Origin of the sequence: Aureimonas fodinaquatilis (assembly GCF_008369445.1) — a bacterium.
Taxonomy (GTDB): Bacteria; Pseudomonadota; Alphaproteobacteria; order Rhizobiales; family Rhizobiaceae; genus Aureimonas; species Aureimonas fodinaquatilis.
In genome coordinates this window covers 322252-339380 of record NZ_VTWH01000003.1, presented here as the reverse complement: position 1 = coordinate 339380, position 17129 = coordinate 322252, and the positions used below count along the sequence as shown (strand labels likewise).

Below are 17129 nucleotides of genomic sequence, written 5' to 3'. Positions count from 1 at the left end.
GCACTGGCCAACAAGGGAGGACATTGCAATGAATTCGCTGCGCACTTTTACCAAGCTTGCCTTGACGGCAACATTCATGACTGCCGGCCTTGCTCAGGTGTCGGCTCAGGAAACCTACCCCAACAAGCCGGTTGAACTGGTCTGCTCCACATCGCCCGGTTCAACCGCGGCACAATGGTGCCAGATGCTGGCGCAGGTTCTTTCACAGAAAGACGCGCTGGGCGTGCCGGTCAACGTGGCTTTCAAGGGCGCGGGCTCTGGCAATGAAGCCGGCGTTTACGTGGCCGGGCGCGACAATGACGGCTACACAATCCTGCACGCCAATGCGAGCTGGAGCGGCTATATGAACCTGCCGACATTTGAACGTTCGGTGGATGATTTCGAGTTCCTCGCCCGGATTGAAAAGTTCATTTACGCGCTTGGCACACACTCGCAGCAACCTTACCAGACATTCGACGATGTGGTGGCTGCCGCCAAGGAAAAGCCGGGCACCATTGCGGTTGCCGGCAACAAGATCGGCTCGATCCATCATAAGCACATCCTGTCGGTCTTCAGTGCGGCCGACGCAGAAGCCGTTCACATTCCCTATGAGGGATCAGGCGACGCCGTGCGTGACGTTCTGGGTCAGCACGTGCCGGTGGGCCTTGGATCAATCGGCCAGTTGCAGCCGCATGTGGAGGCTGGAACAATTCGTCCTCTGGTGGTTCTGAACGAGGAAAGAGTTGCCGCTTTTCCCGACGTGCCAACACCGGCAGAGCTTGGCTATGACTACCCGATCAGCCACCAGTGGCAGGGCATTTTCATGAAGGCGGGCACACCTGAAGAGGTGAAAGACAAGATTCGCGCGGCTTTGACCATGGTGGTCGAAAGCCCGGAATATGCCGAATATCTGAAGAACAGCCCGCATGTTGAAAAGAACTTCGAGACTGACGGGGCTGCGCTGAAGAGTTCATTCGAAGCCGAGCTTGAAGACTATCAGGAATTCATGAAAGCCAACGGCATTCTCTAACTCGCATCTGACAGCAATCGATATTGCCTGCCCCGAGGAACTCATTCGGGGCGGGCGATATCTCGCCAGCTTTTGTTCCTGAAAGGCATGATCCATGCTGAATATTCGCAGCTCAACAGCGGATCTGATAACATCTGTCATACTGCTCATCGCGGTTGCGCTGTTGATCAATCACACCTTCTCCATGCCGCCGTCCCCCGTTCGCGGATACCCGGGCGCGGCGTTCTTTCCACGTCTGGCGTTGATTGGAACCGGCATATTCACCGTGCTGTGGATCGGCCTTATCATCAGGGCGCGGCTGGGCGGCAAGGATCTGCTCGGCAATGACACGCATTTTGTCTTCGAGTATCGCGACTACATCATCTCGATCGTGTCGGTCGTGGTCTACATGTTCGCGCTGGACATCATTGGTTTCGAGATATCGACCTTTGTCTTCCTGCTGGCCCTGCTGATCACCCGGGTCAGTCCGATCTGGGCATTTGTCTCTGCCTTCATCGCAACATTGGTTCTGTACGGAACATTCGTGCTTCTGCTCAATGTTTCGCTGCCGATGCTGTTCCTACCCCGTTATGTAAGCTTCTAAGGCAAGGACACCGCCCCGATGTCGATGATCCTCGATAATTTCATTCCGGCGATGGCCATTGTCATGAGCCCGACAAACATGTTCATCATGATTGTCGGGGTTATTGTCGGCACTCTGCTTGGCGCACTTCCCGGCTTTGGTGCAGCGCAGGCGCTGGCACTGATGTTTCCTTTCACCTTCGGCATGGACCCGATCTCCGGTGTTCTGTTCTTCATCGCCATTTATGCTGCGGCGGAATATGGCGGCTCCATTCCGGCCATTCTGATACGAACGCCCGGCACCACGGCAGCGGCCATTACCGTTCTGGATGGCTACCCGATGGCGCGTCAGGGGCTGGCTGGCCGAGCTCTGAAAATTTCGCTTTATACCGGCGTTTTTGGCAGCCTGTTCAGCAGTTTTGCCTTTTTGTTCGGCGCATCAGGCCTGGCCTGGGTGGGCCTGCAGTTCGGCCCTACGGAAATGTTTGCGGTTGGAATTTTCGGCCTGGCAATCATTGGCAGCTTTTTCGGCAACGACCCGGTCAAAGGCTTTGTCGCCACCGGCATCGGCTTGTTTCTGGCGACGATCGGCTCCTCCGGCTTCAGCGGAACCCGCTTCACATTTGGTCAGGCATCCTTGCTGGATGGCATGCCGCTGATTGTTGTGATCATCGGCATCATGGCCATGCCGGAGGCTTTCCGGCTGATGATGGCGCGCAAGGGTGATGACCCGGAACTGGACAAGACGTTGAACCAGTCCGCACCCGGCAACAAGGTCAACTGGACGGATATGCGCAATCTTCTGCCGACCATGTGGCGCGGCACAATTGTCGGCACATTGATCGGCGCCATCCCCGGCCCCGGCGCAACAGTTGCCTCGCTGGTTGCCTATAATGAGGAAAAGCGCTGGTCCAAACATCCGCCGGAAAAATTCGGCACCGGCCTTGATGAAGGCGTGGCAGCGCCGGAAACCGCCAACAACGCCATTGTTGCCGGTTCGCTCATTCCATCGCTGGCGCTGGGTATTCCGGGTTCCGGTGCGATTGCCATTCTTCTCGGCCTGTTGATCAGCCGTGGTATCGTTCCCGGTCCATTGCTCTTCACTCAGGGCGGACCACTGGTCATGTCCGTGTTCATCGGCCTGATCATTTCGGCAATTCTGATGCTGTTCGTCGGTATTGCCGGCATTCGCGCCTTCGTGCAGGTGGCGCGCATTCCGCGCTACGTTCTGGCACCCTTTGTCATGATCACGCTGATCATCGGCACCTATTCCTACCAGAACTATTCCGCACATGTGATCATCGCACTGGTGATCGGCGCGGGCGCTTACTGGCTGGAAAAACTGCGTGTACCGGTCATTCCGATTGTTCTGGCCTTTGTTATGGGTCCGATTGTTGAATCGAACCTGAACCGGGCAATGGTGATCAATGGCGGCGACCTGACATTCATCTTCACCCGACCTATCGCAATGGGCATCATCATACTGGCCATTGTAACCGCGGTGTTCAGCTTCCTGCGCTCACGTCCGACAAAGGCTGCTGAAGCATGAAATGGCAGGATGCATCCGCCCGCAACGAAAGCTCGGAAGGGGAACGCCCAAGCATTGGCGTAACCCTTCTGACGGGTTTTCTGGGCAGCGGTAAAACAACCTTGCTCAACCATCTGCTCAAAGATCCGACGCTGACCGATACTGCCGTCATCATCAACGAGTTCGGCGATATCGCCATTGACCACATGCTGGTGGAAAGCTCGATCGAAAATGCGGTTGTGCTGCAGAATGGCTGTATCTGCTGCACAGTGCGCGGCGATCTGGTGGACACACTGACCGATTTGTTCGCCAAGCGCGAACGGGGGCTGGTGCCTCAGTTCACCAGGGTTGCAATTGAAACCACCGGTCTGGCGGACCCTTCGCCGATCATTCGCACCTTCACCTCGGAAAAGCTGGTGCGGGAACGGTTTCATCTCGAAGCGGTGGTAGCCACCGTGGATTGCGTCAACGGTCAGCAGCAGCTTGTCGATTTTGAAGAAGCCCGGCGGCAGGTTGCGCTGGCAGATGTGCTGATACTGACCAAATCCGACATCGCTCCGCCGCAAGCCAGCCGGGCATTGGCAAGCAGCATTGGCGACATCAACCCTGCTGCCACTGTTCTGACCGTAACCAATGGCCAGCTTTCGGCCAGCGAACTTGCGGATGCCGTTCCGCCCAGACCAACCAGCACCGAAACTGTCAGCCGCTGGCTGAAGGCTGAAGCTTTTGACCAGCCTGCGGCTGGCGCAAGCAATCATCGCGGCGAAATTTCCACATTTTCCATTGTGGTGGATGAACCATTGACCATGGAAGCGTTGCGGCGCTGGCTGGCTTCCATAACCTCGCTGCGCGGCGCAGATCTTTTGCGGATGAAAGGGCTGATAGCCATCAGTGGCCAGTCCGGGCCGATGGTGGTTCATGCGGTGCAGCATGTGGTGCACCCGCCCGTGCAACTTCAGCAATGGCCGACAGACGATAAACGCACGAAGATCGTATTCATCACCCGCAACCTGCCGCAGGAAGGACTTCGTCGCAGCTTCCTGGCGCTGACCGGCGGTTAGAGTGTTTCACCACCATCCTGTCATAGTGCAGTGCACATAAAGCCTAGCGGGGGCAATATGTTCGTGATATTCCACCAGTCTCATCTTTGCAATCGGGAGGATTGTCAATGAAACTCTATTCGGACGCGCAATCTGCGCTCGCCGGTCTTTTACACGACGACATGGTCATCATGGCCGGGGGCTTTGGACTCTGCGGAATTCCTGAAGTTCTGATTGGCGCTATTCGCGACTCCGGTGTTAAAGGCCTGACCGTCATTTCCAACAATGCGGGCGTTGACGGCATTGGCCTTGGCATTCTGCTGGAAACCAAGCAGGTTGTGAAAATGGTTTCGTCCTATGTCGGCGAAAACAAGATGTTTGCCCAGCAGTTTCTGGCTGGTGAGCTGGAGGTTGAGTTCAACCCGCAAGGCACACTGGCAGAGCGTATTCGCGCGGGCGGTGCAGGCATTCCGGCATTCTACACCAAGACCGGTTTTGGCACGCTGATTGCAGAGGGTAAGGAAACCCGCCAGTTCAATGGCGAAAACTATGTTATGGAAACCGGACTGTTTGCTGATCTTGCCGTCGTGCACGCCTTCAAGGGCGACGCGGAAGGCAACCTGGTTTACCGCAAAACCGCCCGCAACTTTAACCCGATGATGGCAACAGCGGCCAAGGTTACGGTTGCTCAGGTCGAGAACCTCGTGAATGCAGGCGAGATTGACGGCGACCATGTGCACACCCCGGGCATTTTCGTTAACCGGATGATCCACGTTCCGAATGCGCAGAAGCGTATCGAGCAGCGCACTGTCCGCAAACACCTGGAAACCGCTGGAGAAACAGTCTGATGGCCTGGACACGCGATCAAATGGCCGAACGCGCCGCCAAGGAATTGCGCGATGGCTTTTATGTCAATCTGGGAATTGGCATTCCGACACTGGTTTCAAACTACATTCCGACCGGCATGACTGTGCAGCTGCAAAGCGAAAACGGCATGCTGGGCATGGGGCCGTTTCCCTATGAGGGGGAAGAAGACGCCGACCTGATCAATGCCGGCAAGCAGACCATCACCGAACTGCCGTCCACCAGCTTTTTTTCCTCGGCAGACAGCTTCGGCATGATCCGCGGTGGCCACATGGACCTGTCGATTCTGGGGGCCATGGAAGTGGCGCAGAATGGCGATCTGGCCAACTGGATGATACCGGGCAAAATGGTCAAGGGCATGGGCGGCGCCATGGACCTTGTGGCTGGCGTCAAACGGGTTGTGGTGGTGATGGAGCATGTTGCCAAGGGCAAGGATGGTTCTGTTTCACCCAAGATCCTGAAGGATTGCACTCTGCCGCTGACCGGCGCCAAGGTGGTGGATCTGGTCATCACCGACATGGGTGTGTTTTCAATCGACAAGGCAGGCGGCGGCGGAATGACGCTGATTGAGCTGGCCGATGGCGTGTCCGTAGATGACATTCGTGCTGCAACTCAGGCAGATTTTGCCATTGATTTGAAATAGCCGATCACCGGTGGAGCGATTTGATGTTTTTCGCTCCACCAACGGTTGACCGCGCCGCGGGAACAGTGCAGTTTATCAATCGATAAACTAGTCAGACCGGCGGTTGACGACATGGTTTGAAATCCGGGGAAGCGGTTTTCAGACCGGCTTGGTAAGGCGGCAAATCAAGGCAGTTTCGTTTATCGCAAACTGCGCCGTTTGATATACCAGCCAGCAGCGCATGCGCGCATGTCCGCCGCCACAGCGGAGGCAGAGCATGACGACATCGCGCCTGGAAGATCTGGATGAGGCAAATCTTTCGCCAGCCCAGAAGGTGATCTACGATCAAATTCTTTCCGGCCCCAGAGGCATTGTGGAAGGGCCGTTGCGCGTGTGGCTGAAAAGCCCGAAGCTGGCGGACAAGGCACAGGCGCTTGGCGCGTTCTGTCGATATGATACAAATCTGCCGCCAAGACTGAGCGAGCTGGCCATTATCACCACCGGCGCAGTCTGGAGGGCGGGTTTTGAATGGGCCGTTCACGCCCCTATCGCTATCAAGGCCGGCGTTTCACCGCAGATAGCCGAGGCAATTCGCCTGGGTCAGGAACCGCAGTTCGAAGCGGAAGATGAAGCCGCTGTCTATGCATTCAGCCGGGAGCTGCATGAAAACAGGGGCGTCAGTGACGCGACATACCAGCGCTGCGTTGCGGCTTTGGGCGAAGAGGTGACCGTCGAACTGGTGGGTATTCTGGGTTACTACACGTTCATTTCCATGACCATCAACGCCTTTCACGTGCCGCTGCCAGCAGGGGCAAGCGACCCGTTTCCGGCGAAGTAAATCCGGATTGCGCAGCATTTCTGGCCGGGACAGAACCAAAAACAAAGAGTTAGAGCGTTTCAGTTGATCGGAGGATCTGCTGAAGCTCTCTGGAAAAACAGACAATAAGTGGAGGAACACACTATGGACATCAAGGTTGGCAAAGACGCCGTTGCCAAGGCATCTGAAGACCTATCCAACTGGGGCCGTTGGGGCCCGGAAGACCAGATCGGCACATTAAACCTTGTAGAGCCTCACCACATTGCAGAGGCGGCAAAACTGGCCAAAACCGGCCGAGTTTTTGCGCTGGGCATTCCTCTGGATTCCAACGGGCCGCAGAATGGCCTGTTCGGTGGCCGCTTCAACCCAATTCACCAGATGCTGGCAACCGGCACCGACGCCGTTGCCGGTAATCAGGACTGGAACAAGCTGCGCTATGCCGACGACACGTTGAACCTGTGTGTACAGGGTGCGACTCACTGGGATGCGCTGGGTCACATCTTCTACGAAGACAAAGCCTATAACGGCCATGATGCGAAGAAGATCGACTCTCGCGGACTGTCGGTTCTGGGTATCGAGCATTCCAAAAACAAAATGGTCGGCCGCGGTGTGCTTCTGGACATTGCACGCTTCAGAGGCGTGGATTCCTTGCAGGACGGTGAAAGCATTTCCAATGACGAACTGGATGCGTGCGCGGAAAAGCAGGGTGTGACAATCGGCCGTGGTGACTTTGTCATCATCCGCACCGGCCATATGGAACGCTGCCTTGAGCAGGGCGAATGGGGCGGCTATGCCGGTGGTGATGCGCCGGGCGTTAAGTTCGAAAACTGCTATTGGTGCCACGAAAAGGAAATCGCGGCGATCTGTTCGGACACCTGGGGTGTTGAAGTTCGCCCGAATGAAACAACGGAAATCAATCAGCCCTGGCACTGGGTTGTTATCCCCGCAATGGGCCTTTGCATGGGCGAAATCTTCTATCTCAAGGATCTGGCGGACGATTGCGCCAAGGATGGAATTTATGAATTCTTCTTCTGCGGCCCGCCATTGATCATCAGTGGCGGCACCGGGTCACCGATCAACCCGCAGGCCATCAAGTAGTTTTTCTTGCAGGGCAGTTTCGTCAATGACAGCGGAACTGCCCTTCCCCTTTCTCTGCAATTTTGGAGCCAAACAATGGTGAATGCGGCGATCATAGGGCTCGGCTGGTGGGGGCGCACTCTTGTGCAGTCCGTCCAGGGCGAGAGCAGCGACATACATTTTATTGCAGGAGCCACAGGCCGAAAAGAACGGGCCGTGGATTTCGCGGCGGAACAGAAACTGCAACTTCATGACAGTCTGGAAGAAGTGCTGCAAAACCCGGATGTGGAGGCCGTTGTGTTGGCAACGCCGCATTTGCAGCACGCGGATCAGATCATTGCCGCGGCCAGAGCAGGCAAACATGTGTTTGTGGAAAAACCATTCACCATGGACAAGGAGTCCGCGCAGCGTGCGGTGCAGGCCGTGGAAGAAGCAGGTGTAACACTCGGCCTTGGGCACAATCGCCGGTTTCACCCGCATATGGAAACGCTGAAGAACAAGGTGGACCACCACGAGTTCGGCACCCTGCTTCATTGCGAGGGCACCATGACCTCGCCTTCCGGTCTAGCGCTTCCGAAAGAATCCTGGCGGGTCAACCCCAAGCAATCACCCGCTGGCGGTCTGGCTGGTCTGGGCATTCATATGGTTGACAGCATGATCGCGCTTCTTGGCCCGGTTGAGTCGGTCGTCTGCCAGAGCGTCCACCGTGCCGTTCCATCGGGTGCGGATGATACAACTTCCATATTGCTGCGCTTTCAAAGCGGCGCTACCGGTGTCGTTTCATGCATGACGGCAACGCCGCCAAGCTATCGGTTCACGCTTTATGGCTCGAAAGCCATGGCGGAGATCACCTCGCCGGGGCTGGACAATCTGACGTTCACGCCGCTGGCACCGGATGGCACATTCAAGCCGGAACTGGTGGATCGTTCCAACAAGCCAGGCGTCAACACCTTGCGGCTGGAACTGGAAGAATTTGCCCGCGCTTCGCGTGGGGAAGGAAACTTCCGTATTTCGCATTCCGACATGATTGCCGGCGCCGCAGCGTTCGAAGCCATCGCGCAAGCCGCGGTGGAAGGTGGCCGGGTTCAGGTCAAGTAAGCACCCTGCATCAAGTTAAATAACCGGAGTGCCTTCACAAGCGATATTGGCTGTGAAGGCGCTCCGACTTGAATTTCAGGTCAGGACAGCGACGAATTATCGATCACGAACCGATACTTCACGTCGCCTTTCAGCATTCGATCGTAAGCTTCGTTAACCTCGTCGGCGCGTATCATTTCAATATCGGCAACAATTCCGTGCTCAGCGCAGAAATCAAGCATTTCCTGCGTTTCAGGAATGCCGCCGATCATTGAGCCCGCAATCGAGCGGCGCTTCATGATCAGATTGAAAACGTTGGGTGAAGGGTGAGGAGTCGCCGGAGCGCCAACCAGAGTCAGCGTGCCATCACGCTTCAAAAGCACCAGAAACGCATCAAGATCATGCGGCGCCGCAACAGTGTTGACGATCAGGTCAAAACTCTGCCGATGAGCCGCCATTTCGGCGGAATTTCGCGAGACGACGACTTCGTCAGCGCCGAGTTGCTTGGCTTCCTCGCGCTTGGAGTCAGATGTGGTGAAGGCGACGACATGCGCGCCCATGGCATGCGCCAGCTTGATGCCCATATGGCCAAGGCCGCCGATACCCACGATGCCGACTTTCTTGCCGGGCCCGGCGTTCCAGTGGCGAAGCGGCGAATAGGTTGTGATCCCCGCGCAGAGCAGCGGCGCAACGGCCGCAAGCTGGTCTTCATCGTGTTTGATGTGAAGCACATAGTGCTCATGAACAACAATGGTTTGAGAATAGCCGCCGAGCGTATGTCCGGGCGCATCAGGCGTTGGGCCGTTATAGGTTCCCACCATATGGTCGCAGTAGTTTTCCAGCCCGTCGTCGCACTGGTAGCAATGGCGACAACTGTCTACGATACAGCCGACCCCGACCAGATCGCCTGTCTTGAAACGCGTAACCGCGCCTCCGACCGCGCTGACGCGCCCCACGATTTCATGACCGGGAACGCAGGGATAAAGCGTTCCAGCCCATTCACCGCGTGCCTGATGCAGGTCCGAGTGGCAGACGCCGCAATAGGCTATGTCGATCCGCACATCGTCCGGGCCGGGTTGCCGGCGCTCGATCTCCAGCCGTTTGAGCGGCTCGTCAAAAGCAAGATTGCCAAAAGCTATGGTCATCGGATTTCCTTTGCAGATCTGAACAATTGGCGTTCAAGGAATTGCGAAAGTTCACTAACTATTTTTCGCTGTTGAATTTTCAACCACATGAAGGTTTCACCACCTTCATGCCAGATGCTGGTTGCACAAGCCGGCCAGCCGATAGAATTTGAACGTCTTTATGATCGTAATGATCAACGTGTCAGTGCCTTCAATTATAAGCAGTTCCTCAGGCTCGGCACCAGCAACAAAAATTGCCGGTTGAATGGCGCTGTGTCCTGACCATCGCTCGCCATAGCCAGCTGAAACCTCCGGTCATCGTGGAAACCCTGATTTACACGGTGACCGAGCACAAATCAGCCATCGGAAGGCTCGTGGATCGGGCATCTGTTGAAACCTTCGCGGAACGCTGCCGAATGTTCATACGGCGCTTTGCGCGCGCGATTGATGTTCCCCAATGGCCGGTGGGCTTCAAGCCCTGTCCAGACGCTGAACCGCATTTGCTCGTCCACCTGTAGAACCCTGGCCTCTTCCCATGTGTTCTGTATCGGCGCACGCAGCGTCGCGACCGCAATGAACGGGGCCTCCTCCTCTTTCCACTCTACTGTCGGATCTTCAACCGGCTGCTTTTCAAGGTCGCGACAAAGCTGCACGCAAAACTCCCACTCTGCTGTCAGGTGCCGCATGTCTGCTTGTACAGAGTCCCGGATGGCGTCAGGAATGCCCTTGGTTTCAATTTCCCTTCCCTCAAGATCAATCAGATCTGGTGAAAGCGGCCTCAGGCCGAACTTGGCTATGTAATCGCCATAGCGAAAAGGCGTGACGCTGTAATAAGTTTCGCCAAGCGGATGAACATTCGGAGCGCCACCCATCGACTGGATCGTCGAGTTGGAAATTCCAACTGATTCGAGCGCCTTGTTTACACCCTGCAGCACGGTTGAAACGACCTTCTTCGTGCCTTCCAGTCGGTCAGTCGTTTTGGCAAGCATCTTGAGGCTGCCGAGGAACTTTTTCGCGGTTTTTGCCTGAAAGACCGGTCCGTTGACCATCACGAAATCCTGCGTTGCACCTGCGGCGTCCGGCAGACGCTCTCCAGAAACTCCAACCACTTTCAATGCAAGGCCGCGTGGAAGCGAAATGGCATCTGGAAGAATGTCGCCAGCATTTGTCGAAAGCCGCATGTAGGCATCGTAGACTCCGGGCTTCGCAAACAGACCTTGAGCCAGTTCTGGCGGCAGGTCGCCCCGCACGGTAAACGTGGCTTCCAGAATTCCATGAGCCTTCGCATGTACGGAGCGAACGGCGTGGCCATAATCCATGGCTGTCGTCTGGAGGATGACGTCGAATGCCTCGTTGATTTCAGTGATAGTTTGCTGTTCGTCTGATTGGAGGATTTCGACGTCGGGAGAATATCGGACAGGCGCAATCATCGGCATCGAAAACTCCGCTTTTTCTGGCAATACAGCTCAATGATTGTTCCACCTATAGGTTCCGGCCAAGATTTACTCAGCACGCGAGCAATTGACGTGGTGCTGAAACGACAAGGACCTCCCCTCGCGATGAGAGGAAGTCCCTGGCAAAACTCGTCTTTGGCTGCGGTGCTTAGTCTGCCTTCGCAGCTTCGCGGTACCACTCGGCAATTTGTTCACCCGTCATCCAGGCGACCTTATCGTGCCCCAGAATGTGATCGACAAGCTTTTCAAAATAGCCGATCCGGTGCGGAACGCCGGTCAGGTACGGGTGCAGGCTGATGGCCATGACCCGCACATTGTCCTCCCCATCCGCATAGAGCCGGTCAAACTGGTCGATACAGCGCTTCATGAAAGCATCAGACGGCAATTGCTGCACGGCGTGAACAACAATGTCATTGGTTTCCACGCTGTAGGGAACGGACAGCATTGGCCCGTGTCGCGTGGCAAGCTCGCAAGGCAGGTCGTCCACCACCCAGTTCGCGACATATTCAATGCCAGCCTCACGCAGAAGGTGCAGCGTTTCCTCAGTTTCTGTAAGGCCCGGGCTTTCCCAGCCCACCGGTTGTTTGCCGGTGAAGCCACGAATGGTTTCAACGGTTTTGAAAATCTGCTCCCGCTCATCCTCCAGGTGGTGCATGGGGCGCTGGACAAAGCCATGCCCCATGAACTCCCAGCCAGCCTCCAGCGCCGCCTGTGCAATGCGTGGATATGAGTTGATGATGTTGCCATTCAACGCCATGGTGACCGGCAGCTTGCGCTTTTGCAGTGCCTCGAAAATCCGCCAGAAACCGACCCGCATTCCATATTCATGCCAGGCCCAGTTTGCCAGGTCCGGCATCAATGGTTCGCCCATTGGTGCCGGCAGAACCTTGCGAGGCATCGGCCGCTCGATCGCCCATTCCTCAACATTGACGATGAACCAGACTGCGACACGCGCGCCATTGGGCAGTTGCAGTTTGGGCCTGTCTACGAATGCCTGATAAGGCACGCGCTCACTCATACGCATAAGGGACCTCGTATTTTGGCAGGAAATGGAGCCGCGAAAACGCCTCCCGTTTTCAGGTGACAGCCTTATTTTGAAATGCCGAGCAACTTTGCCGTTGTCAGCCCGGCTACCTTGGACATTTCTTCGCTGGTCAGATTTTCCGAGCTTAGAATATGTCCGACAGGATCATAATCGGCCATGTCGTAGGGATAATCTGTTCCCATCACGATCTTATCGGCACCATACAATTTTACAAGGTATTCAAGCTGATGCGGCGTAAAAACTACGCTGTCAAAATAAACCTTCCGCAGATATTCGCTCGGCGGCTTCGGCAACTTTGCGTGGCTGTCCTGCCGGGCACCCCAGGCATGATCAATACGGCCTGAATATGCCGGAAGAAACCCGCCACCATGCACCGCCAGAATTCGCAAATTCGGATAACGCTCCAGGACACCGTTGAAGATGATGTGATGCAGTGCAATCGTTGTTTCCAGCGGATTGCCGATCACGTTGGAGAAGTAATAATTCCTGAAACGCTCGCCATGTGAAAAGCCGTTCGGGTGAATAATCACCAGACAGCCCAGTTCTTCGGCCTTTTTCCAGAAGGCTTCAAACCTGGCATCACCAATTTCTTCGCCCTGCACATTGGTCAGAACCTGAACGCCCTTCAGGCCCAGCTCTTTGACACAACGCTCCAGTTCTTTCGCCGCTTCTGCGGGGTCCTGCAGCGCCACCGTGCCAATGCCGGCAAACCGGTCCGGGCGGCGCGCAACAAAGGCCGCAACACCGTCATTGACCAGCTGGCTGGCTTTGATCGCATGCTCGACCGGCAATGTGTAATAGCATTGAAACGGCGGCGGCGCGACGACCTGAAAATCGATGCGCATCTTGTCCAGCACCGCAAGGCGATCTTCCAGATCAACCATCGAGTTGCCACGGTCCTGATCCTGCTTGTGATTGATCGACCGGGTTTCATCATTGGAAAATTTGACCATTGCAATGTCAGCAATGTTCAGGTGCGGCGCAGCGTAGGCCGCGGCCTCCGGCACAGAAATATGAGCGTGGATATCGATCGTTATTGTATCTGGCCGGTTGGTTCCCGGGCCGGGCTTGCGGCCTGCGGTTGGGCCGTACCGGTTCAGATCGCTGCCCAGCTCGCTTGTATCGATCACCGAGTGCTTCATTATCTTTTCCTGATTTCATGAAAATGGGAAGAGAGGGAGAGGCGACGAGCGCCTCTCGTTTTGAGTTCGGCAGGCTGGCCAATTACATATTGGCATCTCTCCAGGCCTTGATCTCGGCTTCCACTTCTGCGTGGTCCCAATCATTGGCAGATGCAATGAACCGGTCATCCAGAAAGGTTGCCGGATCAATTTCGGCGTCGATTGCGCCCTGCTTGACCATTGGCGGCTGAACTTTTTTCCAGACTTCCGGCTGCAGATCGCCAGAGAGTTCTGTCACTGAAACGTTCATTGGTATGGACGCATCCAGAAACTCACGCCCGAACTTTTCGTTTTCCCACTCTTCAGGCACTGCGGCTTTTGAAACGGCAGCAACGAAATCCGGGTCCACTTCTGCCGCATACATGCCTTTTGACCAGGCGCGGAAAAAGCCTTCCAGTGGCTTCTGCAGCTCTTCCAGCCGGGCTGTTGCCCCGACAAACGAGTTGGCAGGCGTGTCTTCCACCTCTTCAGGCGTGATCAGCCGTATGGCCAGGCCATGGGCCTGAACAGCCAGCCAATCCGGCACAGCACCGGCAATTGCCGAAACAGTCTGGTTTTGAATGGCATTTGCCAGAGTCGGGCCGCCCTCGCCCACAACAACCGTCGTCACATCATCCAGTGTCAGCCCTACGGCATCAAGCGAAATGCCCAACGTCACACGGTCGCGGTCCGACACCAGGCCCACAGTCGTGCCCTTCAACTCGGCAACGTTCTGATAGGGGCTGTCACCCGCAACGGCAATGCCTTCCGGCGCGCGCTGCATGCCTTCATACAGCACCTTCATGTCCACACCCGCGGCGGCCGCCTGAAAGGTTTGCGGCGCGTCCAGCATGGCAAGATCGGCCTGACCATTCTGAATGAAGGCCACATAGGGAATTGTGGTAGACGATGGCAGAAGGTTGACGGCAACGCCCTCTTCTTCAAAATATCCAAGCGCCTCACCCACCAGAAGCGGGTAAAAGTTGCTGGAGCGCGGCAGCGGCATCAAGATGTTCAGCGTCGTAACATCCTGCGCGACTGCGGTTCCAGCCGGCAAGGCAATGGTGGCGGCAAGCAGGTATTTCACAAGTGTTTTCATTGTTTCCTCCTTATTTGCACAGTGTTGTTGTTTGACGTCACAGCCTGTTTGCGTGCCCAGGCTTTGGCCTTTCGGCGAGCCCGTGCGGCCATACGGCTGTCGCTGCGCCAGAACACGAAACGGTCGTCCAGAAATTCCATCAGAAAGAACAGAAGCAGGCCCATCAGCGACATGCTGAGCAATGTTGCGATGGCGGCTCCCATGTTCAGCGCAAACGAATAGCGCTGCATCAGCACGCCCACACCCTCGGTAGCCTGAGCGAATTCAGCAACAATGGCACCCACCAGCGCTGTCGTCATGCCGATTTTCAAACCGGCAAACACCACGGGCAGAGCATCTGGAATGCGCAGCTTGATAAAGGTCTGGTAGGATGTTGCCCCGAGTGAGCGGAACATCTCGTTGCGATCAGGATCGCTTCGCATCAAACCGGTGAGCGTGTTCACGAACACCGGGAAAAACGAGATAATTGCCGCCAGTGCGATTTTTGAGCTGATGCCGAAGCCAAACCAGGCAATGACGATTGGCGTCAATGCCAGGCCCGGCGTCACATTCAGCACAATGGCATAGGGTGCAACATAGCGCCGAAAATTTTCACTCAGCGCAGATCCGACCGCCAGCGAAATTCCGACCATGGCTCCAATCAGAAACCCGGCAACCGCTTCATAAAGCGTTACGAAGAAATGCCGGTAGATTGAGCCATTGACGAAGTAAAGCGTGATGATCGACTTCAGAACCGTCGACGGCCGCGGCACCAGAAACTCATTCAGCAGACCGAAGGCTCCCGCCGCCTCCCACGCGCCGATGAGTGCGCTGAAGAGCAGTATGTGCGGCAAAAAACCGAAAAACAGCATTGAAACACGCGGCGGCCGGGCAGGAATTCGGCCAGATGTCAGATCACTCATCGTCTTGCCCTCCCTGTTGCTGCACGCTTTTTCCACGCGGCGGCGCGGCGAGCGCTGATCTGGGAAGCGCGGGCATCGTCTCGCCAGAACACGATGGCCCTGTCGATCGCTTCCATGGATCGGAAAATCAGAAAGCCGATGGCCGTCAAAGTCAGCAGGCAGGCAAATGCCGAAGGCATGTTGAGCGAGGCGGTGTAGGTCTTCAGAAGAACACCCATTCCCTCATTTGCGGAAATGAATTCGGCCACCAGTGCGCCGCTCAAGGCGGACGCCATGGCCAGACGCAAGCCGGCCATGATGACCGGCATGGAATCGGGCAACATCAGCTTGGAAAAGATCTGCCATTTGTTTGCTCTCAGGGAGCGGAACATCTGGTGCGCCTCACTATCGACATTCAGCATGCCGCTCAGCGTGTTCATGAAGGGCGCGAAGAAGCAGACCAGCATGACGATGGCGATTTTTGAACCCCAGCCGAAGCCCAGCCAGGCAATGATCAAAGGCCCCATCGCAATGCGTGGAGTGGCCTCGATCAGAATGATGTAAGGCTTGAACAGACGGCGCACCGTTTCGTTCATGCCGACGATGACCGCCAGCCCGATACCCAGCACGGAGCCTGCCAGAAAGCCTGCAAACACCTCGCCCAACGTGATGCCGAGGTGGAAGTAGATATTGCCCTGCGTGATATACAGGCGATAAAATGCTGCCAGAATTGCGGTCGGTGCCGGCAGGGTCAGCGAACCGACAAGCCCGGTGCGGGCGGCCAGTTCCCAGACCACCAGCAGCGTAACGAAAATTGCCAGATGGTTCGGCCATCGCCTGACAGTCGCCTTGTCGGCCGCGCGGGCTGGCCCCACATGCAGGGTGGTTTCAACCGCGGTCATCAGTGCCCTCCCAGAACGTCGCGCACTTGCGAAACCAGCGCGTTGAACTCAGGAGATTGCTGTAAGGAAAGCTCCCGGGGGCGCGCCAGGGGTATGTCAATCATTGCCGCAAGGCGGCCAGGGCGCGGGGTCATGACCATGACCCGGTCTGCCAGAAAAATGGCCTCGGCAATGTTGTGTGTGACGAAGAACGTGGTTTTGCGCACTTCGGCCACCACCCGCAGCAGCTCCACATTCAGCCGCTCGCGGGTGAACTCGTCCAGCGCCCCAAAGGGTTCGTCGAGCAGCAGAATATCGGCGCCAGTGTGCAGCAGCCTTGCCAGTGCCACACGCTGCTGCATGCCGCCCGAAAGCTGCCGGGGGAACGAAAACTCAAAATCACGCAGCCCCACCATGCCTAGAAGGTCCATAGCCTCCTGCCAGTCATGATCATTCGGCTTGCGGTGCATCTCCGTTGGCAGCAGCACATTCTCTACGGCTGTGCGCCATTCCAGAAGCGTTGCCTTCTGGAACATCATGCCAATATCGGTGCGGGGTTTGACGACCTCCTCACCACGCACCTGCAAACTGCCACCGCTTTTGGGTATCAGCCCGGCCAGGATGCGCAAAAGAGTGGATTTGCCGCAGCCGGATGGCCCGACAAGCGATATGAACTCGCCTTCATGGATTTCAAAATCGGCTCCTTCCAGCGCGACAACGGCACCGTCGCCAAAGCTTTTGGAAAGATTTCTCCCCTGTATGAAGGCATTCCGCCCGCTTTGGGCAGAAGTCTCAGGCCGATCAATCAAGATTGCATTCATCCGCAGCCTCCCGGATTAACCGGCACAGCTTTTCCTGCACACGAAAGCGCGTTTCGTGTGGTGTGCCGG

Annotated in this window: 17 protein-coding genes; 9 read left to right on the top strand and 8 right to left on the bottom strand. The window is 56.3% G+C overall.

Annotation, left to right across the window (positions count from 1 at the left end; all coding sequences use genetic code 11):
* Window positions 1-28 precede the first annotated feature (28 nt).
* The 9 genes from FPY71_RS13755 to FPY71_RS13715 all read left to right on the top strand — a co-directional run bounded on the left by FPY71_RS13755 (window position 29) and on the right by FPY71_RS13715 (window position 8616).
* Entirely contained in the window at window positions 29-1009 is a 981-nt protein-coding gene (locus FPY71_RS13755) for a Bug family tripartite tricarboxylate transporter substrate binding protein (RefSeq protein WP_149300868.1), read from the top strand.
* Between the two features lie 94 nt (window positions 1010-1103).
* Window positions 1104-1592 (top strand): tripartite tricarboxylate transporter TctB family protein, encoded by a 489-nt coding sequence (locus FPY71_RS13750; protein WP_149300867.1) that lies wholly within the window; start codon window positions 1104-1106, stop codon window positions 1590-1592.
* 18 nt (window positions 1593-1610) lie between these two features.
* A complete protein-coding gene (locus FPY71_RS13745) occupies window positions 1611-3119 on the top strand; it encodes a tripartite tricarboxylate transporter permease (RefSeq protein WP_149300866.1) in 1509 nt (502 codons plus the stop codon).
* Window positions 3116-4159, top strand: coding sequence for a CobW family GTP-binding protein (locus FPY71_RS13740; RefSeq protein WP_149300865.1), 1044 nt, complete (start codon window positions 3116-3118; stop codon window positions 4157-4159). Before FPY71_RS13745 ends, FPY71_RS13740 begins: the two co-directional genes overlap by 4 nt.
* Before the next feature lie 107 nt (window positions 4160-4266).
* Window positions 4267-4986: a CoA transferase subunit A gene (locus tag FPY71_RS13735; protein WP_149300864.1), complete on the top strand. Its 720-nt coding sequence runs from the start codon at window positions 4267-4269 to the stop codon at window positions 4984-4986.
* Window positions 4986-5645: a 3-oxoacid CoA-transferase subunit B gene (locus FPY71_RS13730; protein WP_149300863.1), complete on the top strand. Its 660-nt coding sequence runs from the start codon at window positions 4986-4988 to the stop codon at window positions 5643-5645. Before FPY71_RS13735 ends, FPY71_RS13730 begins: the two co-directional genes overlap by 1 nt.
* Before the next feature lie 256 nt (window positions 5646-5901).
* Complete coding sequence (locus FPY71_RS13725; protein WP_149300862.1) at window positions 5902-6462, top strand: carboxymuconolactone decarboxylase family protein; 561 nt, start codon at window positions 5902-5904, stop codon at window positions 6460-6462.
* Between the two features lie 123 nt (window positions 6463-6585).
* Window positions 6586-7539 (top strand): cyclase family protein, encoded by a 954-nt coding sequence (locus FPY71_RS13720; protein WP_188052349.1) that lies wholly within the window; start codon window positions 6586-6588, stop codon window positions 7537-7539.
* 75 nt (window positions 7540-7614) lie between these two features.
* Entirely contained in the window at window positions 7615-8616 is a 1002-nt protein-coding gene (locus tag FPY71_RS13715) for a Gfo/Idh/MocA family protein (RefSeq protein WP_149300861.1), read from the top strand.
* Between the two features lie 80 nt (window positions 8617-8696).
* On the opposite strand, the gene FPY71_RS13710 is transcribed toward FPY71_RS13715, so the two are convergent.
* From FPY71_RS13710 to FPY71_RS13675, 8 genes are all read right to left on the bottom strand, one after another.
* On the bottom strand, window positions 8697-9740 hold the full coding sequence (locus FPY71_RS13710) for an NAD(P)-dependent alcohol dehydrogenase (RefSeq protein WP_149300860.1): 1044 nt from the start codon (window positions 9738-9740) through the stop codon (window positions 8697-8699).
* A gap of 335 nt (window positions 9741-10075) precedes the next feature.
* Window positions 10076-11155, bottom strand: a complete 1080-nt coding sequence (locus FPY71_RS13705) for a catalase family protein (protein WP_425457887.1) — start codon at window positions 11153-11155, stop codon at window positions 10076-10078.
* A gap of 166 nt (window positions 11156-11321) precedes the next feature.
* Entirely contained in the window at window positions 11322-12197 is an 876-nt protein-coding gene (locus FPY71_RS13700) for a polysaccharide deacetylase family protein (protein ID WP_149300859.1), read from the bottom strand.
* A 65-nt stretch (window positions 12198-12262) separates the two neighbouring features.
* Window positions 12263-13360: an amidohydrolase family protein gene (locus tag FPY71_RS13695; protein WP_149300858.1), complete on the bottom strand. Its 1098-nt coding sequence runs from the start codon at window positions 13358-13360 to the stop codon at window positions 12263-12265.
* An 82-nt stretch (window positions 13361-13442) separates the two neighbouring features.
* A complete protein-coding gene (locus FPY71_RS13690) occupies window positions 13443-14477 on the bottom strand; it encodes an ABC transporter substrate-binding protein (RefSeq protein WP_149300857.1) in 1035 nt (344 codons plus the stop codon).
* Complete coding sequence (locus FPY71_RS13685; RefSeq protein ID WP_149300856.1) at window positions 14474-15379, bottom strand: ABC transporter permease; 906 nt, start codon at window positions 15377-15379, stop codon at window positions 14474-14476. The genes FPY71_RS13690 and FPY71_RS13685 overlap by 4 nt, the downstream gene beginning before the upstream one ends.
* Complete coding sequence (locus tag FPY71_RS13680) at window positions 15376-16260, bottom strand: ABC transporter permease (protein ID WP_149300855.1); 885 nt, start codon at window positions 16258-16260, stop codon at window positions 15376-15378. Before FPY71_RS13680 ends, FPY71_RS13685 begins: the two co-directional genes overlap by 4 nt.
* Complete coding sequence (locus FPY71_RS13675) at window positions 16260-17060, bottom strand: ABC transporter ATP-binding protein (RefSeq protein WP_149300854.1); 801 nt, start codon at window positions 17058-17060, stop codon at window positions 16260-16262. Before FPY71_RS13675 ends, FPY71_RS13680 begins: the two co-directional genes overlap by 1 nt.
* Window positions 17061-17129: the final 69 nt, after the last annotated feature.